Raw genomic sequence first — 26,115 nt, forward strand, 5'->3', positions numbered from 1 at the left:
AAACGTTAGGGATGACAGGTATCGCGAGTGACGGTGGCTTTGACACCAGCGGCTTTGGCTTGCAAAATACCGATGGGGCTGGGTTCGAGCAGATCCTGAGTCGAAGCCGGGAGAGGATTGCCGAGAACCACCTGACGAGCATTTTCGAAACGGCTGGCTTGGTAGGCGATCGCCACCTCATACATCCCCTGACCAGCGGGACGAGCGGAGACGGCAATCTCGTTGCCCCAGACGCCTACAGCCTTGGCCTCTAACAGAACAAATTGATTGGCGACGTCAGGATCTTTGAGATAAATACGAGCGGCTGCGTCACGGCTGCCCAATGTCAGCACCTGAGGTCGTCGGAAGGGCACTTCCACCGCAGCCCATCCCAAGGGCACGCGGTCTACGATTTGAGCTTTGACGATGGTGGATTGCTGAGTCCCCTGGTTGACTCGCGGCACTAAGCTATGAGCAGCATCGAAATTGGTGTTGCCCGTCGTTTCCAGAACTGCATCGGAATACCGTTCTGGCTGTCCGACACTTTGGCTAAAGCGGGCTTCGTTGAAGCGCCCGCCAAAGCGCGGTGGCAGATCGGCAGGAAGATGCACCTCGAAGCTGCCGGGTTGATGGCTGAGCCAGGAAAAATGGACGAGAACGGGCGGCTCAACACTGATTTCTCCAGTGAAGACGGCCTCCACCAACTCGGGTGGCTCGTGGACAAACCGACTGACGTTGAAGATGCCGCGCTCTCGACAGCGATCGCCCGCAAAGTACGCTTGATTGAAATCGGCTTGATTGAATCGACTGCTGTAGCAGTCCAAATATTGCCAGTGAGACGGACCCAGGGGTAACCGTAACCCGCCCGATTTTGGCAGTAACTCCGCCGTTAGCCGCTGGGAACGTGCATTAACCTGCTGGCTGAGTGACTGTTCATCGTCTGCGCCGATGGTCACCTGAAAATACTCTTCAACGGCTGCATTCGGATTTTCGGGAGGGTAGTAAACCTTTACATCAAACAAGGCATGGATTTGGTGCACCTCTAGCAGCGGCGGCTGATCGCCATAGAGGGAACCGACAACAGTGACCACCTGAGTGTCATAGGACGCTAGCTCCAGGTCGGCATGGGGTCGCAGGTGAATTAGGTCATTGCCTTCCCCATCCACCAACCTGGGTACGGGAGAAAGCTGAAGTCGTCCTGACAAGCGAATAGCGTCACCCGGAGCGGGGAGGGCGATCGCATCTGAAAGCTCATGGGGTTTCACCGTGATCGTTAGGTCCGCTGCGAACTGAGACGCTGCCTTCAACCGCAGAATATGGGAGGCTTGGGGCGTGTTCAACTGCAACGCGGTTTGCTGCTGTCCGTCCAATCGAAAGGGATAGGCTCCGGTGAATGGCACCAGCACCTGAGTCCCAATGGGTCCCACCAGCAGCTTGTCAGAGCTGACGGAGCGTTCTTCTCCAGCAACGGATCGAATGCGGGCGTGGAGATGGTCTCCCTGCGCCTGCAAAATCAGTGTTTCACCGGCATCGACTAGAGACAGGACTCTGATTTGCCAGCCTGATGTCATGTTTACCAAAGCAGGGCCGACAGTCCCCTGGGGGGCGTGGATTTCCACCGTTGCCGTAGATTCTGTGACGCTGCCATTGAGTAGTGACCAGCGATCGCCGTGCCGCACGGATTGAGATGGCGCGATCGCTGGGGTCGGCACATATTCCACTAGCTCTAGATAGCGCTGGGGAAAGACTGCCAGCCGACTGGTTTCCCCTGCCGTGGGTGACGTGAGTTGGAGCTGTCCGGTTGGTGTGAGCGCTGCTAACTCGGGATATACCGCATTAATGGCGGCCATAACTTCATCCCCAAAGGTGTTGGTCGGAGTCGCCCCAACGACCTCAATATCGACTGGACTCTGGTCATCCACTTGCAGCCGCAGTTGACTCCCCTGGGTGAGGTCAATGGAAGTGGTCAGGTCAGCCTCTCCCACCAGCACTGCCGGAGCCGGATCGCTTCCCTGGGCTTGGCGATCGCTCTCCCCAAATAGCAGGGCTGTCGCGTCTGCCCCACTATGGGGCGTCAGCACCAGGCGACTGTTCAATCCTGTCGTGGGCGATCGCAGCACGAGGCGATCATTCACCACTGTGGCAATTTCGGTACCCTCGAAGGCTTGGTTGAGGGCGATCGCCACGGTCGCTGGAGGCACAGCACTGGCGTCACTAATGCCTTGGGTTAAGTCAACGGTTCTTGTTGGCTGATTATCAACGGCGATATCGACAATGTGGCGTGCTGACAACTCCAGCGTTGATGGCAAATCGCTCTGACTGCTCACTTTGGCGGCTTGGGCAGCCTGTCCCTGGTAGCTCCGAGGAGCGGCAAAGCCCAGCAAATCAGCCGTCACGTCGATCCCGGTTTCAGGAATATCCAACGCAATAACGCTCTCAGTCCCCATCGTCGCCGATGTCAAAACAAGATGCTGTCCGTCGGTCTGCGCCACGACCCGCGCCAATTGCTGATTAATTGTTAGGAGAATCTCATCCAAATTGAGCCGAGCTGCTTCTGGAGTGAGCGTGACGGTGACGGACTCCATCTGATCCACCTGGATGCGGAGAGCAGCTCCGGCAGGCAGATCGATGCCATCGCTGAGGGCAACGGTGCCAACCACGGTGACGCTGGTGGCATCTTGTCCCCGTGTCGTCGTCGCGGGCAGGGCTAAGGCAGGTAGCGCGTTCGTTGCTTGAGACGGTTCTAGAACGAGGCGGCTATGGGCTCCGGTGGTGGGCGATGTCAGCAGCAGAAAGCGGCCCGCAGCGCTGGCAATATCAGCATTGATTGCCTGCTGGCTCACAGCGTTGATTGCCGCAACAACGTCTGATAGCAGGGTTACGCGGGGGCGCAGTCCAGCGCAGTCAATGTCCCAAGCTGAATGCTCATCTACTTGAATTCGTATATGGCGGTCAGTGCTCAGATCTTTGCCGCGACTGAGATCGACCATGCCCACTAGACGAGCTGCGGTGGCAGCGGTACCGGATGCTTCTAAACGAGGGCGACCAAAGAGCGATCGCACCGCATCATTCAAAATCGCCACCCGCGTCACAAAAGGGCGCTCTTGAGTCGTTTCGATGGGCAATAGCTCAATGCGACTGGCGCTGCCCACGGTGGTGGACGTGAGCATTAGCCGCTCACCGTCATGGCTGGCTAGGTCGGGATAAACCTGATTGATGGCAGCGGTTAAGGCATTCAGGATTGGCTCTCGATAGGCCGAGGCGTCCGTTCCCGTCAGGTCCAGAAGCTCAATGCGCACTGGAATCTTGGTTGCCGCACTGCCATCGATCGCGAGCTTAAGCTGGCCTAGAAAAAGCGATCGTGGCGCTTGAGTATCCATCAAAGCAGCGACGTCAGGAACGCTGATGAGACGGGCAGGTAGTGCCCCTGCGCCGGTGATGGTGCGGGGAGGAAAGCCAAAGAGAGCCGCGATCGCATCTCCTTCAGGTAGGGGTTCCAGAGTCAAGCGGCTATTGTTGCCGACCGTTGGCGAAACCAGGCTGAGAAACTGACCGTCCTGACGCGCCAAATTGCGACCCGTGTCGGTATTGATGGCCGTGACAATCTCAAAGAGTTGAGTATTGGCCGGGTCCTCGCCCGCGCAGTCCACCATTAGGCTGCTGCCACCATTGACGCGAAAGCGAATTTGGGACTGATCACTGAGATCCACGCCGCTGCTTAGGTCTTGGCGACTGAGAATGCGAGCGGGCTGAGCCTCTTGGCCCAAGAAGAATCGCTCTGTCGTACCCAACAAGATGTCGGTTGCCTCTTGAGCAGACGGACGCTGAAGCGCAATGCTGCTGTTGAAGCCCACCGTTGGAGACGTGAGCACTAGCCGTCCCTCATCAAGGGTTGCTACCTCAGTTCCAACCATCTGGTTAATCGCAGCCTGAACTTGTTCAGGAGTGGTTTGATCAGGCGCAGCAGGATTAGCACAGTCGATTTCAACGGTTTGAGTCCGATCCAGTTCTAGGCGCAGGTAGCGCTGAGCGCTGAGGTCCATCATGGCGGGCAGGGCGATCTCGCCGATCACTTGAGCCGGCTGCGCTTCACTGCCGCGATAGTCATAGGGATCTAATCCCAAGAGCGCTGTGGCAGCATCGTTGGTCCCCTCTGCAACCACCAAGCGGCTGCTGGGGCCAAATCCCGGAGCCGTCAGCACCAGCACACCATCCTGGAGACGAGCAATGTTGGCGTCTCCAAAAGCCGCATTGAGGATGTCGATAATGGCAGAAACAGCTACCTCATCAGAGCTTTCACCTTGACTCAGGTTGATCGTCTGGGCCTCACCGTTGACTTCAAGGTAAAGCTGATGGGCTCCTTGTAGATCAAGCGTGGAGCCAAGGACAACCTGTCCAATAATTTGGGCAGCTTGGGCGGCTTGTCCAGTGACTGTTGTGTGTGCCCCAAAGACTGCGGCTGTGGCATCCTCACAGTGAGGTGTTGTGGTTAGCAGAGGCTGCGATCGCTGCCACCAGCCTTCCAACTCCTCCGGAGCATCCGCAATCTCCAGCACTAGCGCTTCCGCTGCCACTCGTAGAATGCCTTGAATAGTGACGGTGCCTTCCAGAAAGGTCCGAACATAGCGCTTGAGCCGCGCTCGAAAGGCTTCCACAGATTCGATAATGTCGCCTCGGTCTTCTCCGGGGGCCAATTCGCGACCGGACAGATCTGCTTCTCGTCGAGGCGCTAACCCGTACAGAGCAGCGATTTTTGCTAAGTCATCGATCTCGGCGGGAAGGATGCGATCGCCCACTCTCATGACGGCGCGATCAGCATAATCCACAAAATGCGCCGCCAGAATTTCCGCCAAACTATTGTCTGCTGCCAGCAGATCTTGTCCAAAGGTGTCAATAAGCTGCTTCAGCACGGTTGCGGCAGGCTGAGTCCGAAAGGTGCTGGGCAAATAGCTGAGAATACGATTGGTCTTAGTTACCATGGGCCTACTCCTACGCCAGCAATACGTCAGTGGGGTCTAAATCCAGCACAATCCACCAGGGCTGACCGTCAATTTCAGCAATAACCTGGAATTCGGCTGCTTCGATGTCTCCGTCCTGAGCGGGATTGCCGTCCAACGTTTGAATCAAGCTGCGGTTGGGTAACCGCTGTCCAGTGGGAACCAGGGAGGGGCCTTCGGCCAGCAGGACCTGATCGATCGCGGCTTTCTGGGCAGCTAAATCGGTCGGGGGCACGCTTTGCATAGCCGTCACTAGAGCGTCTGTCAAATCTGCCGTGCTGGGCTGACCCACGTCGGCTTGCCAGGTCATAACGTCTAAAAACCGCACAATGGGCTGTCCTGTTTCATTCGTGGCAACTTCTTTGACTGTGGCGATCGCCTCCAAAACTGCGCTAGCGGCGATCGCCTCGCCACTGCCCAACGCTTCCACTGCCTGCCGAATTGCGTCAATCACGTCATTCCGTACTTTGGCCTTATTTGAATCGGACAGGTCGCCAATCAAACTCACGGTCAAGCGGGGTTTGAAGAAAATGTAGCGGGCTACGAGTGATGTCTGAACCCCTGCTGCGCGAGTTTGGGCTACAGCCGCTTGCAGGCTGGGAAACCGCTCTGGCTCACTTTCCACCAGCAGCGACACAATGCCGGGGGGCGTCTGTCGGGCCGGGGGACCGTTGGGTTCCCACACCTCCGTCAGCTTGGCTCGCTGCTCGGCGATGACCTGAATCAGGGCTGCTAGGGTACCCTTGCCTAATCCTCGGAGGGCAGCTTTGGCCCGCGATCGCAAGTCTTCGTCAGTCTCATCTTCCGCTGCTAGCGCCAGAGGTTCAAAATTGTTGACGCGGGAAATTCCCGCAATGGGCTGCACTAATACCGTGATGCTGTCGGCAGCGACTAGACCCACCTCACCTCGCGATGCATCGCCCGCCCGCACAGGCACGTCGATGCGAACCTGTCCGCGCTGAAGCGTCCGCAACTGGGTTGTAACAAAGGTCGCTTCGCCTTTAGCGGTCGTCAGCAAAGTGCCGATAGGGATACTGATGCCGCCGTCCACTGCCGGATCCCGGAAAAAGGTTACCTGACCTACGGCAAAGTCTTTGGTTTTGCGAGTGATGCCGAGAATCGAGACGACCAAATCCAGCGATCGCCCCTGGGCTGTATCAATAAAGCCCGAACGATAGGTTTCATTCACCTGCTGGTAAACCACCGCCATCTCGCGTCCGATCGCCTCGCAAATCGTGCGGCCTACGCTGCCCACATTGATATCCGTAAGGGGCGATCGGCTGCCCTCAGCGAAGTAGTCCACATAGAATACTGAGTCGTCGTCGGGCCAAGTACCCCCTTCCAGCCAAATAATGGCGTTGTCGCCGCTGCTGTACTCAAAGTCAATATCCCGCTGAAAGAAGCGCTGGGGCGGTTGGCCTGCTTCCAAGGTGGCGGTGCCTGTAATACTGCGAACCCCTTGAGCAGGCTGAGCCAGCGGATAGAAATCAACTTTGTCGTCAAATAGAATCGGCTCATTGACTACACCACCCACTAGCGCGACTAGCAAGTCATCGCGAATTTCAGGGTAAAGGCGTTCAATGAGATGGACGGTTTCAGGAGTCACGACCGGATACCTCACTCAAGGAAGAAGGGGAAAACAAGATTTAGGGGAGTGTCGCTGTGAATCGGAATCAGGGAAATGTCGATGTCGATGCGGGTGCGATCGCTCGCATTCGTGGTCACCCTCACGGATTGCACTTCTTGCACCCGGGGTTCAGCTGCTAACGCTTGCAGGACGTACACCTTGGCTCGATTGCGGTTGACATCGTTATTCAATTCCCCAATCAGGGTGTAGAGCCGCGATCCATAAGTGGGATGTCCCAGTGATGCCAGCTCGCCAAACGGGGTCAAAAATCGCAGCAGCAGCGCTTGCTTCAAGTTGTCGTCGGCTGTCAGCGTCGCCAAATCAACGGGTCGATCTGCCGAAATAGCAACGTTGACAGGAGCAGTGCTAGATAGGGTTGACAAGTCGGCTCCGCGATCGCGCCCAATCTGTCGATCCAAGTTGCTGAGCAGTCTCAGATCCTGACCCCAGCGCTCATTTGATTCAGGCATCTCACATTCACCGCCCGTATCATCTCCTCGATTGTCGGCATTGGAAGGGCGATCGTCGGCACCCCGTCAGGGTACTTTTGGTAGATTCTAGAAGTAAGAGACTTTTGAGGTCAGAGAAGATATGGCTTTGTCGAGCTTGACCCCATCTCCGAACGTCGGCAACGAGCAGCGAGTGCTCCTGTATGGCGTGGACTGGCAGCAGTACGAAGGACTGCTTGATGTATTGGGAGATAGCTTTCCAACGCTGCGGATGAACTACCTGGAGGGCACTTTGGAGATTATGACTAACTCTCCAGAACATGAAGACCTCAAAAAGATGATTGGGATGCTGCTGGAAGCGTATTTGCAGGAGACACGCACCCGCTTTCACGCAGGCGGTTCAACCACGTTTCATAAGGCCGCCAAGCAGTGCGGGTTGGAACCTGACGAGTGTTATTGTCTGGGGGTTAAAAAAGAGTTTCCGGATCTCGCGATCGAAGTCGTTATTACGAGCGGACTGATCGATAAGCTGAATATTTATCAAGGGCTGGGAGTTACTGAAGTTTGGCAATGGCAGGCCGGACAGTTTTTGCTGTACCGCCTGCGTAAAACCGGATATGAGTTAGTCGAAGCCAGTGAACTGTTACCCGAACTGGACTTTGCCCTGCTTGCCAGCTACGTCAGACCCAACGAACAGTTTGACGCTGTGATGGACTTCCGAGAAATCATTCGCCAAACAGTACAGCCTGAATGAGGGCGTCTCGGACGGTAAGCAACAACCCAGTTGTGAAGCGGCTGTAGCTCCTACATCCATTAGAATCAGAACAATTGCTGCATGACCCTCATGGCGACTCAAATTCTGCCTCTGTCAGCGCCCCCAGGTTATCGAACTCAGGCCGAGGATACGGGACTTGAGACGGATTTGCTGTGCTTTCATCTGCTGCGTCAGAAGACCGTCATTGAGCGCTTGCAGATGGGGGCACAACTGACCCGCAGTGCTCGCCAGTTTTCCCTGAATGGCTTCCATCAGCGATTTTCACATCTCAGTCCTCAACAGTTTGCTCGCAAAATTGCTGAGGCTTGGCTGCAAGAGTATTGTCCGCCTAATTACATTCCAGGAGGTTCAGACTTGACCTGGATTCAGGATTCGATCCAGCTGGCAGCCGATCTCCACCCAATTCTTGAGGCAGAGAATATTCCCTACTACGTGACGGGTGGCGTTGCCGCGATCGCATACGGTGAATCGCGTACCACTCAAGATTTGGATATCGTCATGTTCCTTGCTAGAGACGGACTGCCAGCGTTAGCCAATACTTTGGAACAGGCCGGGTTTTATGTTCCTGGCGTGGAGGATGCGGTGAGTGGACAACTGCAAACCTTGCAGATCACTCAAATTGACACCATTTCTCGCGCAGATCTTGTCATTGCTGATGAGGATGAGTACGAGCGGCTCAAGCTAGCGCGGCGGCAGTCTTACCGGTTAATGAATGAAACGTCTATCTATTTGATTTCTCCTGAGGATTTGGTGATCAGTAAGCTGCGATGGGGCCAACGGATTCAGTCACAAAAGCAGTGGCGAGATGTGCTGGGCATTCTTAAAGCTCAGCAGGAGAGCTTGAATTACGAGTACCTACACTCCTGGATAGCTAAGTTTGACCTTTCTGAGGCGTTGGAGCAGGTCACGCTAGAAGCGGGAGTTAGGACGATTGCTGATCAGCAGTGGGCCACAGCAATTTATCCGATTCTGCGCCGCGCCTTTGCGATCGCCCAACAGCGAAATCGCACTACTCATGCCAGTCCGAACCTAGAAATTGCAGACGGCAAACGCTATGTCCTAATGCAGGATGACGCAGCCGAAATTTTCACGGTCTTAGCGAAAACAGGCGATCGTGAAATCGCTCGATACGATTCTCAGGGCCATGTTTTGCAGGCGAGTCCATCGCTACAAACTCGACAAGACTGGCAAACAATTGCTCAACAACTTGCCGACACCACTCACCCTCAATCTAGCGAATGATGCTTTAATCGAGCTGACATTACTCCTTACATCTTTTCTGGGAGGTTCACGACGGCGGATTCGTCCTGGTCGTTGGCCGAAGGACGCGCGAAGCTAGGGGTCTTGGGGGCAAGCGAAATTTCCCCCAGTCGCCCGCTTTAACGAAGCCAATAGGGTCGTCTTATGAACCGTTGTAAGCAGCAGCCAGAAGCCCTATCGTCTGAGGCTTTGACCACTTTTGTCTAAGTGATAGCAAATTTATGGGATTCTGAGATCGAAGTCTCCCAGATCTGGAAGATTTAAGGGGGGCAAATGCAGGATATTGTGCTGAATACAAGTCAGTCCTTTGAGCTACGGAGAGCGGTCCAAGATAAACGGAGCAGCGGGAGGCCCCAAGATGGTCAACACACCAGGAGGCGTAGGGATCACGTCGCCCAGCCGTACAAGACCGCGGCCTGACACGGTGACGCCAGTGCTAGCAATGGGGCCAATAACAAGCGGGTAAGGAACGCCCGTCAGGGAATTGATCATTGTGCAGAGGGAGCCCGTTGTCGCGAGGGGTAGCCCATTTGCAGTAATCAGGGGTGGAAAGATGCTGATGATCGTGCCGGAATCGGGAGGACCTGCGGCTCCGGGGGTGATGATGACCGCACAGCCAATGGAAACGGGGGGACCAGGCATGGTTCTTAGGAAAAGACAAAGATGGGGAGTTAAGAGGGAGAGAAAGACGTGATGCCTTTGATGCCAACGGTGGCTCCGCGAACGGTAGCAGCAATGCCGCCATCCACGGTTGCGCCCAGGTTGCCCTTAAGGCTGGCTTGGGTATTGGCTTCAATGTCTACAGCAGTTTGTCCGGTGATTTTGACGCTCTGACCCTCCAGGGTGAGATCGCGTGTGGCTTTAAGGGTCATGGCTCCGGCAGCCTCAATGGTGAGGTCACCGTCCTGATTCATCGTGATTTTGGTCCGTCCAGCCAGAACAGTGACTGTACCGCCGCTGCTACCGGGCTGATCGAGGCGCATTTCGGTATTGCCCGCGATCGCCCTTACCGAATCATCATTCACCTGTAGGGTAATCTTGGGCGGCATTTCGACCAGCATTTCCCGTGCCGGGTCGTTGGCCTCAATGTTGCGAATGGCGGCTAGCACAGACTTATCGTCGCTTTCAGCCAAAGGCAGCCGAAAAATCACCTCATCAGGATTGTTCAACGGAGGGCGATCAGCGTCATTGTAAAGGCGTCCGATAACAATCGGCTGGTTGACGTCCCCCCGATCAAACGCTAGCAGCACCAAATCTCCTTCGTTGGGAATGGCAACGGTACCAATGTGCCCCGTGGCAATGGGGACACGCTTCAGCAACAGGCCGCTGTTTTTGAGACGCACGTCGCAGCCATAGTTGTCGTCGTCGCTGCTAGCGCTGTGAGGATATACCGTTTCGACAAGGCCTATTTCGGTAATGCGGAGCGATCGCAGTTCTTGGCGAATGATGGTTTGTAGGCTGGAGATTAGGGTAGACATGGGAAGGGGGAAGCGAATAGGGAATGCAGGGAGTAGGGAAGAAGCCGTTGGAAATTTTGAGTTTTGAATTTTGAATTGCTTAGAAGCTGCGGAAGGTAATCTCGGTGGTGAATCCGGCGTGTTTGGTAATGCGGTGGGTGATGCCGCGGACTTGGTAGAGTTGGTTCAGATCGACGTTGGGCAGGGCGTCGAGGCGAATGGCGTCGCCAAGTTTGACCTGGGGATTGCCTAGGACGCGCAGTTTGCCGTGTAGAGTGCGTCGTTGAAGGTCTTTAGAGAAGGCATCGGCAGCGGTGCGGGCGGCGTCGGCAGTGCGGAGGGGCGATCGCTCCAATAACACAGTGGGACTACCGCTGCCTGCGGTGCCTCTGGAGCCGCTGAAGTCTTTGGTGAGCCAGGCCCAGGCTTCACCACCACGACTGCCGCCGGGACTTTCGCCCCAAGCCTGCACTTCACCCGCGCGGGGCTGCTCTTGGGCCACTTCTAAATGAATGATGTGTTTGGCGTACTCGAAGACGTGTACGGTTTTGCCGCTAACAAATTTTTCAAAAACGAGTTTGCCGTCTGCGTTGATGTATAGGTCAAAGCCACAGAGGTCGGCCAGGTCTCGCATGTGGTGGTAGGCGCTGCGGCGACTGTCTATGACGTAAGCAGGGAAGGTGATACCGTCTTCAGCGGTGTCGATTTCGAGGGGGGTACGACTGGGTGAGCCGGTGATGGCTCCGGCAACGTCATTGGCGATCGCCGTAGCGCTGTCGCTGGTATTCCCGCCACCGCTGGCCTGCTCCACCAGATCGCGGACAATGTCCCCTGCCGTTTTGTTCTCGTAGGTCTGATCGACAAAGGTTCGCAGCAGGGTAGCGGCAGCACTGTGGCCGACAACTTCAGTGGTGGTGAGGGTGGGGGCGATCGCAACGACTGCACCGACCATAACCTGGGTCAATTCCTCCTCGTCTTCATACCCTAGCTCTACCTTGATTTCGTCATTCTGCGCTGCCTCCAATCCGCCGACATTGCCCAGCTGTAAGGTAACGCTGTCTGCGGGAGTCTCCATGCAGAGGTTCACGGTGAGGTCAACCACCGTACTGGCTTTGGGTTCATCAGTGGTGTCGATGAACTTGCGACCCAAAATGATTTTGTAGGCAGGCTTAAGCATCACGATGTACTCGAAAAGCGACTAAGGATTGACTGGGATTTCGTCTGTCAAAGTTCGTAAAACAACGACATCGCCTGGATTTGGCCCTGCCTGTGTTTGCTCGAATTGAGCCCGAATCGTAGCTCCTGGTGTAGCAGGTAAAAAGACGGTGCTAGCAGTATCGTTCTGGCGATCGCAGTTAGGGCGAATTTCAATGACCTGATCAGAGACAAAGCGATCGCCCGTAGTTCGTCTCAGTCTGACGAATCTTCGATGAAAATCATCGTAGCTGTAGCCAAGGGTGGCAATGTCTAACAAATCAGCAATGCGACGATCGGTAGGGCCTGTCCAGGGAAACATGCGATCGTTCAGACGATGACCGGGTGGAGCATCCGCTACTGAATTGTCAGGAATATAAGGCACAGTGGGATTGCAGGCTTGCCACAACGCCCAAATACGGTCAACGTTGCAGTGATGTAGAAAAAACACTGGATCGTTTGGTGAGGTTCCAGGCAGCATCGACCCCCCAACCCAGACATGCCCCCGGTTATGTAGCCCTGGTGGAGACGGTACAAATCCCTCTAAGTGATTGCGGAAACTCTGACTAGCAGCGCTACTAGTATCCCAAGGAGACTCATCGTAACTGCTGACCGCTAAAGCCGCGTTGACTTGATCTTGCGTACCCAGCGTAGGGACTTGACGGCCCAGAGTCCGCTTCAGAAAGGGGGCGGGGTCTCCAGGGCTGGAGACGATTGTCCAACTATCTGGGTCGCCTGGATCGTGGGCAAAAGGCCCTGTTGTGACATGGTTGTTAGCACCACTACCGTCGCCACCCAACAAGTCATTGCGCCAAGCCGTTACGCGAAGGGGATCCGTTGAATCTGGAAGGGATGCATCAGCAGCCCAATCCCAATAGGGTAAGCCAAAATCAGGATCGCTTAGAACACCTTGCAAATCTTGCTCAAACCGTAAAATGAACTCCCGATGCCAGGGCAAAAAGGCAGGACCTCGATGAGCTGCATTGCGCGTTGCTGTGTTGGGCGTTTCGCCAGGAGCAGGAGTTGCCGTGGCCATGGCGCTAACATGAGACGACACATAGGTGTCATAGGTGCCATTTGCCTTTAAAAGTTTTACTCCTTGGACAAATTGAGCCTTTTCTGACGGACTTAAACGGGTAATGCTCTTTCGAACTGCCATGATCAAATCTCACCCATGAACATCAATACCAATAGCAAATCGTCAAATAGTTTTAATCCAAATGATTGTCAATCAAAGCCTTTGCCAGCACCTCTAATGACGGGTAATCTTCATAGGCCATACGTTCAATTGCCGCATAGGTCTTTGAACTGGGATCGAATTGCACAGCAATATTCTTGCCATCAATTTCGAGTGAGGGATTCTCTTGCTCCGTTTCAATAACGACTTCTTTATCTTTGTAATTGAATTCTTGTCTGGACATTAAGTTCTCCTTGACTCTAGTAATTTGAGTGTGTACCTTCGAACTAGAAATTCCTATTTATTTTTGTATCTTTGAAAAGCGAAAGTTCACCCGAAATAATTTTTTTTGAAGAGTAAAGGAAAAGAATTGAGTGAATGTTTATTGCTACTCCGACAAGGGCATACGTTCTCACTGATAACTAAAAACTTCAATAAAAACCTCATCTCCTGCCACACCTAAAAGGTCAGCTCGAATGCGAACACTGTCGTTAAAACTAACGCCTGGCACAACACTATCAATGTCACTAGGATCTACAAATTCAACTGAAGATGTTGTTGGAGGACGAGGTGTTGGAGGTAATGCCTGACTGTCAAGCTCGACCCAAATTTCATCAACGGCTAGCCCTGGAATATCGGCCCGCAGACGAACAGTATCGGCTGAGCTAGCTGCATCAACCAGAGCCTCAATGTTGCTTGATTCGACAAACTCTAGAGACGTTGGTCCCAATAATGGAAGCTCAACAATGATGTTGAATTCGGAACCTTCATCAAGTCGTTTGCAAACGACTTTTCCTTTTCCTGAACCCGGAGGATCTTCCTCAAGACGAGCGACAAGCGGCAGATCGGTTTCCAGCTCAAAAATATAAACACCTATGGGCTTTTCAGCCGGATAGCTAAACTCACCAGCATCGTTTGTCCGATTTCTTACGGCGACGGGACGACCACGGTTAGGACCATTAGGTGTCTCTCCTAAATCTGCTTGACCATCAGCGCTTTTGTGCAGATATTCCCCTTCGGATGAGATGAGTACATAGGGAGCATCTATCAACGGTGCACCATCAGCAAACTTGACGGTACCTCGAACGGTGATTTTATCGGGACTAACAGGTTGTCGAGTCCACGTTTCAATTCCAGGTGGACAAGCCTCTTTTTCCTCAACTTGAGCATGAGGTTCTACAAAGCAGCAACGAGGGGAACTGTTATCTCCTAAGCACCAAGTCGAACCTGCGCCATCTGGAGGTTGTAGTTCAAAGGTTTCAGGTTCTCGTACTGGGCTAGGTAACTCATCTTCTCTAACGAATAGGAACTCGGTGCGACGATTTGGACGCCAGGCATCGCCCGTATCTCTGAGTGGATCAGATTCGCCACAGCCTAGCCATTTGAGAATGCCACCATCACAGCCTTGGTCATTGGCATTCGGCAGAAATTTGTCTTCAGGAACGGCCAAATTGTCTTGACTGAGATAAGCCTCAATCAGCGATCGCCAGGTGTCGTCACCCACAATTCCATCAGCTGTCAAGCCGCGATCTCTCTGAAACCTTCGCACAGCGGCGTCTGTTTCAGCATCGTGACGTTCCGTAATAGCGCCTTTATAGAACCCTAAATCTTGCAGAATATATTGATATTCTCGCGTTCCCCAAGTGTCTTGTAGTGTTTGAATACTTCCAGTGCGGGGACGTCTAAGCTGGTCCCATTCGGCTACGGCAGCAACCGGATCGCGTCCGTGGGTTAAAAAAGCAAAAGCACTGCGAGCACGCCGTTCTGATAGAGACTGATTGTAGGTATCCGATCCGACCAAATCAGTATGTCCGAGGATCAGCAGCTTTTCGTCTGGGTTGTCGCTCAGGTATTGAGCCACTTCTCGCAGGACAGGTCTTAAGCAAGGCTCAATAAAAGCTTTATCAAACCAAAAGTGAATCCTGAGAAATTTAGCGATTCTAATCCCAGGTCTTAAGACCAGCTGAACTTGAGTAACTTGACCTCGTCGTACAATGGCTGACTTGGTATCACTCAACGCTTCGGGATCGCTCACCAGACCTGTAACGGTGTAGCTGCCGGGAGGGAAGTCTTCTTCTGTCCAAATGTTGCCCTCGCGATTGGTGAGTCGGCGGTCAAGCCGTTGACCATCTTCTTCTTGGGTGCCATCGACTGTTACCGTGACGGTGCTGAAGTCAAAATCGGGCCGCCCCTCAACGATGACTTCGACAATGAGCGTGCCTGTTTCGAGCGAGGGCGGCGGTTCTATAGGTGGCTCAGGCGGTTCAATCTGTCTGTTAGCAGGGGCCTCAATATACTCCCGCAGGGTAAAGGCATACTCGAAGCGGCTCGGTTTGCCCGCCAGTTCCCGCACGCCCATCTCCTCAATCAGCACCTGATCGAGTTGAGTCGCCGTAGCGATATCCGCCGCGAAAACAACAGGTTCAGCCGCATAGAACTTCTGCCGCAGATCGTCTAACCCAGACTCCACTTCGGCTCCGCTCAGTACACCACTGAGTTTCACCCAAGTCGCCTTGCGTCCCAGCCCCTGAAGGAAATCTCCTTCCAGAGCTGGGATGCTGTGCTGGGTCCACACCTGGTCGGCATCAGTTTCGATGCGCTGCACCTGCTGTAGCTCAATTTCACCAAGAACAGGACGAATCATTGCTTTAGAGGGCTTCTAACTTGGTCACGATCGCATCAATTTTGGTCAGGATGTTTTCGATTTCCTGCTGGGCTTCTGGCACATCCTGTAGCGTCTGCACGACGGAGCGTACCTCGTTAAAGGTGCTGGACTGGTCAGGCGCAAGACCTTCCGCTGCTTCCAAAAGCTCAGTCGTTGTGGAGAAAAGGTCTTCTAGATTGACAATGCTGGCGACTTTGTCCTTCAGGTCGTTGAGAGTCGTCTTGACCACCTCCAAGACCTGCTTCAAGCCTTCGATGATGGGAGATTTGAGCGTATCGGGAATCAGCCCTAACGCCGTTTTCACCGCTTCGGTATCGAGGGTATCTGAGAGTTTGTCGAGGGCAGAGTTGAGTTTTTCTAAGGTGTTATCAGCCATGATGAGTCTCCATTAAGGGGGTAAACGTTGTTTTCTTTTGGGGCTACGGATTTGAAGCTGAAAGTATGGCCATTCAAGGGGTCTCTAATCGGGAACTGAAAATCGGCAATTGATATCACGGGGTATCGGTCACTGAGTTGATGTCTTGACGCCGTAGGTCTTCGTTGAGGCCGTTGAGTTGGCCAATGAACTGAGACAGCTGATCGGTGAATCCCAAGGCATCAGTAATGCTGTCGATCGCATCCAGGGCGTCATCCAAAATGTCGCTGTTTAGTGCCGAAACATCCTCAGGTTTCACAGGTTCGATGTACTCGCGCAGAGTGAGCACATAGCCATATCGCAGGGGTTTGCCCGCCAGATCTTGTACCTGCAAGTTGTCAATAATCACCTGCTCGATCGCGGAATCAGTCACAATGTCGGCGATGAAGGTGACAGGCGTTCCTGCCCGAAACTTGTCGTCGAGCTGCTCGATTAGCGTGTCGGCTTCTGGTCCCGTCGTCACGCCCCACAACAGCAGACAAGTCGGTCGCCGTCCCAAATTTTGCAAGAGGCTGCCGGACATCCCAGGCGGTTTGTGCTCTGCCAGGGTGCGCTGGTCGTGGACGGTGATTTCTTGCACTTGAGGAAGTTCAATATCGTCGAGCATGGGACGCATGGGAGCCTCTGGGGAATGGGACGTTTTGAGTTTTGAGTTTTGAATTTATAAGTTGATGCCGTGGCGACGGGCTTCGGCGGTGAGGATTTGCTGGATCTTGTCAGATAGAAGATTGAGATCTTCGGGGTTTGGGGGGGGCTTACATTCGTTGGCTCGGGTGTCTGAGAGGGTGACGGGAGAGGGTGATGTAAGGGAGGGGGACAAGAGGTTGGGCAGTGCAGGAGAGGGTAATGAGGTCGCTGTGGGTTCTAGAAAGGGATGGGGCTGTGCGGGTTGAGGGGTGGGGTGCTGATTGTTTTGGTGAGAGTGCGATCGCGATGTGTCATCGGATGAATTCGCTGTCGTTGGCGCGTCTGGATTGAATTGGGTTGGCGGTGCAAGGACTGGTTCGCGTTGATGCCCGTTTTGAGCTGGGGTTGGGGAATCAAAATTCCAGGGCGATCGCGTTTTTGGGTCTGCTGGCAAATCTGTTTTGGAAAACTGTGCTGGTTTAGACGCGGGGACCTGAGGCGGACGAGAATCAGGAGCGGATCGGGAAGGTCCTGATGCCGTTGTGGGAGCGGTAGTTGGATTGTCTAAAAGCCAGGTTAGGTAGGTACGAGAAACCTGTTGACCGCCAGGTAGGAGACGCGATCGCGCGTTTTCGATTTTGGCTGGAGGCTGGTCGCTATTAGGTTGCGACGGTTTCAGGTGGGCTGTAAGCGAGTGCTTTTCTGGGTTTTCCTGGGCTGTCTTCCGAGGTTGAGGTGGCAGAGGGGATGCTTTAAATAGGGGGGCCTGTGCTCGCTGCTCTACCTGGGCCAACCAAGGTTTAGCGTCTTGTTCTGAACAGGGAAGTTTGGGGAAACGAGGCTCTTTATCAGCAGGCGGCGATGGAGTCGCCTCGGGAAACTTGCGCTTTGGGGGTTCCTTTTTGAGCCAGGGATGAGGTCGTGTCTCGTTACGCTTTTGGGGGGAAGTAGAGGGTTCTAACGGAGGGCAAGTTTTATTCTGGGCCTCTTGAGTCAGCGTTTTTAGCAGGGATGGAGTTGCTTGGGTTGGCAAATCGCAGAGTGGCTGTCGCTGAGATGTTTTGGTAAGAGTCGCATTGGTTGACGGGGTCGCTTTTGGCAGGACTGGTTTAGGAGTCGAGCGGCGATTGACTGGAGATGTGGCGCTCGGAGCGGGAGAAGTCAGGGGGGTTGGGCGTTCAATTCGCTTGGGGGCAACTGGCTGCGATCGCTCCGTTTCCCATCCCGTTAGCAAGTCCGTCAAGCAACTGCCTAACAAAGGCTGAGTTTGAAGTTGCGGTGTTGTTGTTTTCTGAATCACCCAATCACAGGCTTGGCGCAGAGGTTTGAGCTGTTGGATGTGCTGGTTAAATTGCTGGTGCCAGGTTTGGGGCGATCGCCCTGCTTTGAACGGACGGTGGATCTTGCTGACGGCTTGTTTTAGGCGGGGGGCGATCGTCATGACTCCGCTCCCTGACTTCGCACCATCTCCAGATACAGCAGAATTTGACCGATGGTCATACCGCTGACTTCTTCAGGTGTCCAGCCGAATTCCTTCGCCAGAATGAAGCAGGCTCGTGCCAGAGGAGCCTGAACGGTTTCTGCCAGTTCATCTTGGGGCGTATCAATGCCGCTAATGGCGTTGATTTGCTCGACCAAAAAGCGAGCCAGTCCTCCCGGTAGCTGAGACACCTGCTCCCGCTTCAGCGACGGTTCCACCAATGCCTGTTGAATCATCAGTGCGGCGGACAAACTGTCGTCGTTCTGAGCGGCTTTGCTAATGAGCTGCAAATCCCGCACCGTCAATGGCCGCAGCTTGACCTGCGTGTTGGTGGTTGAGTCGGACTCTCGCAGCAACTCAGCCGGAATATCAATTTCATGGGTGAGAGAGCCACCCGCGAGTAGGGCTTCGGCAGTCAACATCATGGTGAAGAAGAGAAAAAGAGAGAAAATTGTAGGATGGGCATTGCCCACCGTCACACGACCCTATGCAGTGAACTCGAAATGACAAAGAAGTCAGCTTCAGGTTGGGTTGAGCCAACAAAGCCCAACGATGACAAGGGTTTTGTCTGCAATAGCTTAAAATCCAAAATTGGATTTCTAGGGTCTCTGTTGAAGAAACGCGATGGGACAGGCATCCTGCCCCTACGCGCTGTCAGGCTTCTCAAGCGGCTATGCGGTTGCCGTATCACCACCGAATCCAGGGGCGAGGGCAATGGGTTCACCGCCGCCGCCACCCTCAGGTGCTTGGCTATCCAGAACACGGATAGAAATAGCCCGGAAAGTAGCGTTTTCCATCACAAAGGTGTCTTCCGGTAGAGAGTAGGACCAGTTTTGGAACTTGACCTGACCGATTTCCAAGGCTGCTCGATTGCCAGGAAAAGCCGGATCAGAGAGTTCTACCGTCATATTGAAGGTGGGCTGCACATAGGGATTTGCGATTTCGTCTACCTCTGTAGGTAGTGAACCGCGCCCCTGTAACAGGAACAGTAATGCGCCATTGATATAGGCCCGCTGCACTTTGCCACTGATATGAATGTTGCCAGGATGCAGAGAGACTGCGTGGCGCCGTCCAATTTCGTGAAATTCTTCCAAGTCGGTCTGCACACAAACTTCGATGCCCGTGACTCGTCCGACCGTTCGAATATCGTAGGATTCGATAACGGCATCGGCGTCCTGACCTTCTGGGGTATCTACGCTGGCTAAGGTAAGGGTACCGTTGGCACCGTTGTAAACGTTGACTAGCATGGCGTCTCCTTATTCGAGGAACATAGTGACTTGGATGAAATCGATGCTGAAGGTGGGGCGCAGGGTCATCACCACCTGCACAATGCCCTGACGCTCCTGCTCTCGGGTCGCAGATACGTCTAGCTCATAGCTGACCAACATTTCGTCGGTGACCATGCTGGCCAAAAAGCTATTGATCGTTGCCCGCAGTGCTCCGCGAACTCGGTTGTTGTTGAGCAAGCCAATGTAGGGATTCGCGGCTGAGCGAACGCCATACTTGGCAAAGTCCACAATCCGTCGGGTTGTGATTTGCGTCCAAGCGGTGTTGGTGGCGGTGGTAATACCGCGCACAATGCGGAAACCCTGACGAGATTCCAGTGCCAACACACGACTGCGGACAATTTGGGCGAGTTCGGCGCTGTTATATCGGTGCTCCAAGCCGCCCACCCGCAGAGTCTTATTGGTGAGACTAATGTGGGGGGAGTAGCTGGAGAGTAGGCCCGCGATCGCCGCTGCTGCATAGGCTCCCGGCAGGGTCACATTGACGGGGGGCGACACTGCGTTATCCGCGACGGTGATACCGGGGGCCGCTAGAACGACACGATCGCTCGCCAGAGTGTGATTTGTCACTTGAGAGACAGAAGCACTGCGATCGTTATTCAAGGCCTGCGTGCCCACAACCGCGATGCGATCGCGCCGCACAGCATCACTCGACGCAACCTGACAGTGAGCATCCAGCTCATCGCCAAACGTCTCATCCTGTCCCGCTGCCAGAATAATCTGGACCTCTTCATCCAAGAGCAAATCCAGTCCGACCTGATAATTGGCTCCACTTGCGCCATTGGTGCCGCCTTGGAAGGGGGCAAAGGCGTTAGGCTGAGCACTCGCCTGCAAAGCACCGGTTCCATCAGCTCCCACTAACGACGCTGTGACCAAGGTCGATCCTTGCACCGGGTCGCTGATATCGCGAATCAAATCATTGCCGTTGACAACGGTGAAGACTTCTTCGGCTTGACCATACCGGACAGTAACCTGCACGGCGGCAGCAGCCGTAGCATAGGAGGCAATGACATCTGCTCCAGCTTCGGGGGCTTCTCCAGTGGGAAATGCCAGTGCTCCCGTTGTGCGGTTGACGCCGATGAAACCCGCAGGCAGGTCCTCTGGCATAATGTCGCCGAGGTCGTAGGACAGTCTGCGTGATCGCCCATTCACTAAAATGCGATTACGGGCACTCTCGATGATTTCTGTATGGGTGAGCGTCATGTCCGCCCCCACTTCGACGGTTTCACCTTCGATGAAGGCGTCTTGTTCAGCAGGAGAAACATTGACTGACAAACCGTCACCCCAAGTACCAGGGCTTGCAGCAGTCAATAGCACTGCCGGAGTCGCGGCTCCGCTATTCAAGGCGTAGCTAGAGGCTTGGGCCCCGTTTGCCACTCGCACTGCTACTACCGTTGTTGCCCCGTGATTGTAGGCAATTTCTAAGGCACGCACCAAAGTCAATTCGGCAGTACCATCATTCCAGGCATCGTAGGCACCAAAGATTTGACGAGCCTGAGCGTAGCTACCCAGGATGACGGGTTCATCGACTGGGCCTTTACTGGCAGTACCGACAATGCCGATATTGCCGACCGTGACTCGACCGGGCACAATCAGACCCTCTGGTCTGACATCAATAAATACGCCGGGTAAAACCGTTTCCATAAATCGGTCTCCTCCTTAAGGGCAATGGGAATCGGGGTGCCTGCCGGAGCAAGCACAACAGGGAAACGCTAATTGTGAGGGAGCTTAGACTCCCCGCAGATACACCACTGCACTTTGATCGAATGCAGCTTCTTCGTAGGCGACTTCCAAGCGATCGCGCTTATCTGTTAGATCAATCGCTGGGTCAAACGTCAAAACTTTGGGTTGATAAGGGTCGAGCTGTCCGTCCTCATCCTGGTCGCCTAAACGCACCACCTCGCCAGCATCTGTCATGGCATCCAGAAAATCTGTCAGCGACCCAAAGGTGATTTGGGCGTGCCGGGTTGTCGGGTTAGTGCCTGCGATCGCGTTCAGGAAATCGGCGATCGTGGCAAAGCTCTGAGGGGTGCCTGTCGCTCCAACAAATGTCCGAGTCAGGGTTACACCTCCTGTCGGTGGGGTACCCGGCAGGGTGAATACCAAGGCCGAAAGCTGCCCCAAGGTAAACCGTCCCCGCAAACTCAGGGCAGGGGCAATGGCTGTGTCCCATCGGGTGAGTCGGCCAGTCACCACAGTAGAATCCGAAAACGGATTGCTGACATCAATGGGAATGCGAGCAATCAGTCCTTCGGCACCGTCAGCATCTTCAAACTGATGTTCAAAGAGGATTTGATAGTCTGTCGTTTGCGTCCAAGCGTTTAGGGCTGACTCAAACTGAGGCAGGGAGGTTTCAGCAACGGTGAAACTAAGTACCCCGTCTGCTCGCAACGCATCCCGATCCAACAGGATTTGCTGCTGTAAGTTGGCGATCGCGGCACTGACCATGTCGGCTTGAGACGCCCAAACCTGAAAGCGCATCACGGTGTTTAACCGAGTCCCCTTCAGCGCCACGGCTGCATAGTTTGCCCGTGATTCTGTCCCAATCCAGTTGCCCAATCCTGCGGGCTGTTCAGTGAGTTGAACAACAGTCACCGTTGGGCTAGGCAACGATGGCATATTGGGCGGTAGATAAAGTCTTAGGCGGTTCAGCAGAATGTCTAACATTGGTTGGGCCTTCGTGATTTGACGAGAAGCGGGTAAGCCGATCTCGCAGCAAAATCAGCAGGAAGCTTTCGGTGGCTTAGCTGATGGGGTGTTGGCCCAATCCTAAGCACTGCAATAGCGCTTGCCATCACCCCGGCAGGGTGATGTATGCATAACGCGATCGCTCAAATCGCTAACAGGGCTACAAGCTGAAACCCTGATAAATCCTCTTTTGCCCCCTATGCAGAGAACCCATGCCCCCGTAGACTGAGGATGAAGTTAAAGACTTTCTAAAGGGCGACATGCGGATTCTGTTTGTGGCGGCGGAAGCGGCTCCGGTAGCGAAAGTAGGCGGCATGGGAGACGTTGTCGGTTCCTTGCCCAAAATCCTTCGCAAAATGGGACACGATGTTCGCATCTTCATGCCCTATTACGGTTTTCTACCGGACAAGATGGACCTTCCAGAAGATCCAGTGTGGCAAGGCTATGCGATGTTTAACGACTTCGCTGTGTATGAGACCGTGTTACCGGGCACTGATGTGCCTTTGTATCTCTTTGGTCATCCAGCGTTTGATGGCCGAAATATCTACGGTGGGGCAGACGAAGATTGGCGGTTCACTTTTTTTGCCAACGGCGCAGCAGAATTTTCTTGGAATTTTTGGAAACCTCAAGTGATTCACTGCCATGACTGGCATACGGGTATGATCCCAGTCTGGATGCACCAAACCTCAGACATCGGCACGGTCTTCACAATTCACAACTTGGCCTATCAAGGGCCGTGGCGCTGGAAGCTAGAGCAAATGACGTGGTGCCCGTGGTACATGCAGGGCCACAACACGATGGCAGCAGCGGTGCAGTTTGCCGATCGCGTTAATACCGTTTCCCCCACCTATGCCCAGCAAATCCAAACCAAAGATTATGGCGAACAGCTAGAGGGATTGCTGTCATTCATCAGCGGCAAACTCAGCGGTATTCTTAACGGCATTGACCTTGATCTGTTTGACCCTGAAACAGATAAGCAATTGGCAAAACAGTTTTCGGTAGAGACGATAGAGCAGCGTCGAGTCAACAAGATTACGGTGCAGGAAGAGATGGGCCTAGAGGTCAATTCTGATGCCTTTTTGGTCGGTTTGATCAGCAGACTGGTAGAGCAAAAAGGACTAGATCTGATCTTGCAGGTTATGGAGCAGTTTTTGTCTTACACTGATGCTCAATTTGTGCTGCTGGGAACGGGCGATCGCTACTACGAAAATCAGCTTTGGGAGATGTCCTCTCGATATCGGGGTCGCATGGCGGTGTACTTAATGTATAGCGATAGCATTGGCCGCCGTATCTATTCAGGTGCTGATGCCTTTCTCATGCCGTCCCGTTTTGAACCCTGTGGCATCAGCCAGATGATTGCGATGCGATATGGTTGCATCCCCATTGTTCGGCGGACAGGGGGATTAGTCGACACCGTAGCCCACCATGTTCCTAATCGCGAAGCGGGAACAGGCTACTGCTTTGATCGTTATGAACCCCTTGATCTCTACACATGTATGGTTAGAGCTTGGGAAGGATTTCAATACAAGGACAAGTGGCAGGCCCTACAGCAGCGAGGAATGCGGCAAAACTTCAGCTGGAGTAAATCTGCTGCTGAGTATGTTCGCCTCTACTCTGAAATTTTGGGAGTCGACTATACGGCGCAGCTCAACCTGATAGCCGAGAGTGCTGAGAGTCCCGATGGCAAGGAAGCCAAAACGGACAAAAACCGTAAGACGGACAAAAGTCTCTGATAAGGTATCCGCGCAAGTTTGTTGGAGGGTTGAAACCCTACAGCTGTTGCTACCACTCTGCGCTGCTACACCGTTTTAAGGAAGGACCCGTTACGTTCCCCTCCGGGGAGAGGCCAATGGGGTAGGTTAAGCCTTCAAACTCTTCTGTTACATCCTTGATAGTCTTGCCCCGAACTCAGATGACTCAGGTTAAAGAACCAACGGACACTAAACGAAAAAGCAGCCCCGTCAGTAGCTGACAGGGCTGGAGACGCAGTTAGGAGGTATCTTGAGTCCAAACATAAGGGCAAGACGCGAAGATACCCAACTCCTTAAGACCAATTTAAGGAGCACCGAAAGAGGCGGTTGCAATTGTTTACACGCTGCCCCGTTTTGTGGCGATCGCTACAACGATAGACCCACCGCTATAGACAGCCTCGATATCAACAAATCAAGGTCTAATGGTTATTCCAACATAGATAAGCACAGCTAGTGCCGTTTCCTCTCTGACGCTACAAACCTAATCTTGTTCCATATCTTTTATCGCTTTAACCGAATATACACAGAGGCGATCTATTTTTTTATAGAGTATCGCTAACAAATATGTCTCGACAAGAAAAACAACTGAAAAACAATTGGGAAGACAATAAAAAAGAAGCGCTTCCAAGATTGCCAACAAACCTTCCTTCAAAAGTTTTACATATCCTTTAATCAACTAATAAAGTTATCAATTTTATAGGATTCCTCAATCCCTACGTATTTTTGCTGAGATATTTCTATTGTAGGCTCTGATTTTAAGCTGAGACAGATTCTTATTGAGTTATTTTAATCACCAAAATTGCGAAAGTCTCTCTATCTATAGATGACCAACCAACTCAGTGTTCTTAGAAACTGTTGGCTTAGCTAACAGCAATACTGAATTTTCCTTAAACAAGCGGGGTATCCTTTTAAGTGTGGCTAATACGACTCCGGAAACGTCGTCGCTTTATTTGTAAAGGCTCCATAAAGATAAGAAATCTCTCATTAAGTGCCGCGATTGAACGTGTTAACTTTATCACCAAATAAAAGCTTATAAGTGATGCTTTTAGAGACTCTTTGGTAGCTGAATTGACAATCGATTGCGCTCAATCTGGTGTCATTTGATAGAGATGCATTCATTCTTCTAATTAATTTAGCTTTGAAACTAAGGCGCAGTTATCGGTGAACTCTTGTTTGTAACAATCAACCATTACTAAAGCGTTATATCAGCAGTTTTCAAACTATGGATCAGCAAGTGCCATCAACAACATCAGGGTTAAAGGTATCTATAATCATTCCTGTCTACAACGGCGGCCCATCTTTTCGTCTGTGCCTGAAAAGCCTTGAACAATCAACAAGAAAACCTGATGAAATTATCGTCGTTGCCGATGGGGATACTGATGGTTCTTCTGAGTTCGCTAGATCTTTTGGTGCAACGGTTTTCCGATATCCTTCAGCGGGTGGGCCAGCACGGGCTAGAAATCGAGGAGCAACGCTGGCAACGGGTGATGTGCTGTTCTTTGTAGATGCTGATGTCACTGTTCACCCTGATACGGTTGCTCAGGTCGAAGAAGTGTTTCAGAGCGATCTTGAACTCGCTGCTCTGATTGGCTCTTACGACGACGACCCCGGCGCAAGCAACTTTCTATCGCAGTACAAAAATCTGTTTCATCACTATACGCACCAGATTTCTTCGAGTACCGCTTCTACGTTTTGGGGCGCTTGTGGGGCCATCCGTCGCCATGTCTTTTTCGATGTTGGTGGATTTGATGAAGGGTATCGAAAACCTTGTGTTGAGGACATCGAGCTGGGCTATCGGCTGAAACAAAGTGGCTATTCGATTCGTCTTTGCAAGCGTATTCAAGTCAAGCATTTAAAGTGTTGGCGTCCTCTGTCTTTACTGAAAGCCGAAGTCTTTTATCGGGCTTTACCTTGGTCAGAGCTGCTGCTTGGCGATCGCCAATTTAACGCAGATCTCAATCTGAGCCACTCAAATCGAATTAGCGTTGTTTGTGCATTCTTGCTGGTCGTCACTTCAGTGACTGGCTTTTTTGTGCCACCGTTCTTGGGTCTTTCAATCATCCTGGCAATCATCTTACTGATTACCAATTGGAGCGTTTATCAGTTTTTCTTAGATAGGAAAGGACTTTTCTTTACTCTGCGCGTAATTCCTTGGCACTGGCTTTATTTCCTCTATGGAGGGGGTGCTTTTGCCTATGGTGTCGCCAGGTATTTTCTAAGTCGTTTGCAGTTGCCAAAATTACCGATGCCCCATGGAATCCAGAAATCTGGCAGATTTCTTTAAAGGC

The 26,115-nt window shown here is 53.0% G+C and carries 20 protein-coding genes; 4 read left to right on the top strand and 16 right to left on the bottom strand.

Annotated features, from left to right (window positions below; genetic code table 11):
• Positions 1–5: 5 nt before the first annotated feature.
• From PN498_RS13975 to PN498_RS13985, 3 genes are read right to left on the bottom strand one after another with little or no spacing between them, the layout of a single operon-like run.
• Positions 6–4,958, bottom strand: coding sequence for a hypothetical protein (locus PN498_RS13975; RefSeq protein ID WP_272063425.1), 4,953 nt, complete (start codon positions 4,956–4,958; stop codon positions 6–8).
• Between the two features lie 10 nt (positions 4,959–4,968).
• Positions 4,969–6,582: a baseplate J/gp47 family protein gene (locus PN498_RS13980; protein WP_272063426.1), complete on the bottom strand. Its 1,614-nt coding sequence runs from the start codon at positions 6,580–6,582 to the stop codon at positions 4,969–4,971.
• A gap of 11 nt (positions 6,583–6,593) precedes the next feature.
• Positions 6,594–7,073 (bottom strand): GPW/gp25 family protein, encoded by a 480-nt coding sequence (locus PN498_RS13985; protein WP_272063427.1) that lies wholly within the window; start codon positions 7,071–7,073, stop codon positions 6,594–6,596.
• A gap of 121 nt (positions 7,074–7,194) precedes the next feature.
• Between PN498_RS13985 and PN498_RS13990 the strand changes: the two genes are divergently transcribed.
• On the top strand, positions 7,195–7,806 hold the full coding sequence (locus PN498_RS13990; RefSeq protein ID WP_272063428.1) for a Uma2 family endonuclease: 612 nt from the start codon (positions 7,195–7,197) through the stop codon (positions 7,804–7,806).
• A gap of 90 nt (positions 7,807–7,896) precedes the next feature.
• Positions 7,897–9,069, top strand: a complete 1,173-nt coding sequence (locus PN498_RS13995) for a hypothetical protein (protein WP_272063429.1) — start codon at positions 7,897–7,899, stop codon at positions 9,067–9,069.
• A gap of 330 nt (positions 9,070–9,399) precedes the next feature.
• On the opposite strand, the gene PN498_RS14000 is transcribed toward PN498_RS13995, so the two are convergent.
• From PN498_RS14000 to PN498_RS14060, 13 genes are all read right to left on the bottom strand, one after another.
• Positions 9,400–9,729: a hypothetical protein gene (locus PN498_RS14000; protein WP_272063430.1), complete on the bottom strand. Its 330-nt coding sequence runs from the start codon at positions 9,727–9,729 to the stop codon at positions 9,400–9,402.
• Positions 9,730–9,758: 29 nt separating this feature from the next.
• On the bottom strand, positions 9,759–10,565 hold the full coding sequence (locus tag PN498_RS14005) for a phage baseplate assembly protein V (protein ID WP_272063431.1): 807 nt from the start codon (positions 10,563–10,565) through the stop codon (positions 9,759–9,761).
• A 79-nt stretch (positions 10,566–10,644) separates the two neighbouring features.
• The gene (locus PN498_RS14010; protein WP_272063432.1) at positions 10,645–11,724 is read right to left on the bottom strand and encodes a hypothetical protein; all 1,080 of its coding nucleotides are present in this window, start codon (positions 11,722–11,724) and stop codon (positions 10,645–10,647) included.
• 18 nt (positions 11,725–11,742) lie between these two features.
• Positions 11,743–12,897, bottom strand: coding sequence for a tyrosinase family protein (locus PN498_RS14015; RefSeq protein ID WP_272063433.1), 1,155 nt, complete (start codon positions 12,895–12,897; stop codon positions 11,743–11,745).
• Between the two features lie 52 nt (positions 12,898–12,949).
• Positions 12,950–13,159, bottom strand: a complete 210-nt coding sequence (locus PN498_RS14020) for a hypothetical protein (protein WP_272063434.1) — start codon at positions 13,157–13,159, stop codon at positions 12,950–12,952.
• A gap of 168 nt (positions 13,160–13,327) precedes the next feature.
• A complete protein-coding gene (locus tag PN498_RS14025) occupies positions 13,328–15,559 on the bottom strand; it encodes a peptidoglycan-binding protein (RefSeq protein ID WP_272063435.1) in 2,232 nt (743 codons plus the stop codon).
• A 4-nt stretch (positions 15,560–15,563) separates the two neighbouring features.
• Complete coding sequence (locus tag PN498_RS14030; RefSeq protein ID WP_272063436.1) at positions 15,564–15,956, bottom strand: hypothetical protein; 393 nt, start codon at positions 15,954–15,956, stop codon at positions 15,564–15,566.
• Positions 15,957–16,071: 115 nt separating this feature from the next.
• Positions 16,072–16,611: a hypothetical protein gene (locus PN498_RS14035; RefSeq protein WP_272063437.1), complete on the bottom strand. Its 540-nt coding sequence runs from the start codon at positions 16,609–16,611 to the stop codon at positions 16,072–16,074.
• 45 nt (positions 16,612–16,656) lie between these two features.
• On the bottom strand, positions 16,657–18,063 hold the full coding sequence (locus tag PN498_RS14040) for a hypothetical protein (RefSeq protein ID WP_272063438.1): 1,407 nt from the start codon (positions 18,061–18,063) through the stop codon (positions 16,657–16,659).
• Positions 18,060–18,527 carry a hypothetical protein gene (locus tag PN498_RS14045; protein ID WP_272063439.1) on the bottom strand — a complete coding sequence of 156 codons (468 nt, stop codon included), beginning with the start codon at positions 18,525–18,527 and terminating at the stop codon, positions 18,060–18,062. The genes PN498_RS14040 and PN498_RS14045 overlap by 4 nt, the downstream gene beginning before the upstream one ends.
• Before the next feature lie 246 nt (positions 18,528–18,773).
• The gene (locus tag PN498_RS14050; protein ID WP_272063440.1) at positions 18,774–19,349 is read right to left on the bottom strand and encodes a hypothetical protein; all 576 of its coding nucleotides are present in this window, start codon (positions 19,347–19,349) and stop codon (positions 18,774–18,776) included.
• A gap of 9 nt (positions 19,350–19,358) precedes the next feature.
• Positions 19,359–21,032, bottom strand: a complete 1,674-nt coding sequence (locus PN498_RS14055) for a phage tail sheath C-terminal domain-containing protein (RefSeq protein ID WP_272063441.1) — start codon at positions 21,030–21,032, stop codon at positions 19,359–19,361.
• 84 nt (positions 21,033–21,116) lie between these two features.
• Positions 21,117–22,055, bottom strand: coding sequence for a hypothetical protein (locus PN498_RS14060; RefSeq protein ID WP_272063442.1), 939 nt, complete (start codon positions 22,053–22,055; stop codon positions 21,117–21,119).
• Positions 22,056–22,336: 281 nt separating this feature from the next.
• Between PN498_RS14060 and glgA the strand changes: the two genes are divergently transcribed.
• Together glgA and PN498_RS14070 are read left to right on the top strand one after the other, a co-directional pair.
• Positions 22,337–23,809: a glycogen synthase GlgA gene (glgA, locus tag PN498_RS14065; protein ID WP_272063443.1), complete on the top strand. Its 1,473-nt coding sequence runs from the start codon at positions 22,337–22,339 to the stop codon at positions 23,807–23,809.
• A gap of 1,240 nt (positions 23,810–25,049) precedes the next feature.
• Positions 25,050–26,111, top strand: a complete 1,062-nt coding sequence (locus tag PN498_RS14070) for a glycosyltransferase family 2 protein (RefSeq protein WP_272063444.1) — start codon at positions 25,050–25,052, stop codon at positions 26,109–26,111.
• Positions 26,112–26,115 lie beyond the last annotated feature (4 nt).

This window comes from Oscillatoria sp. CS-180 (genome assembly GCF_028330965.1).
Lineage (GTDB): Bacteria > Cyanobacteriota > Cyanobacteriia > Phormidesmidales > Phormidesmidaceae > Halomicronema.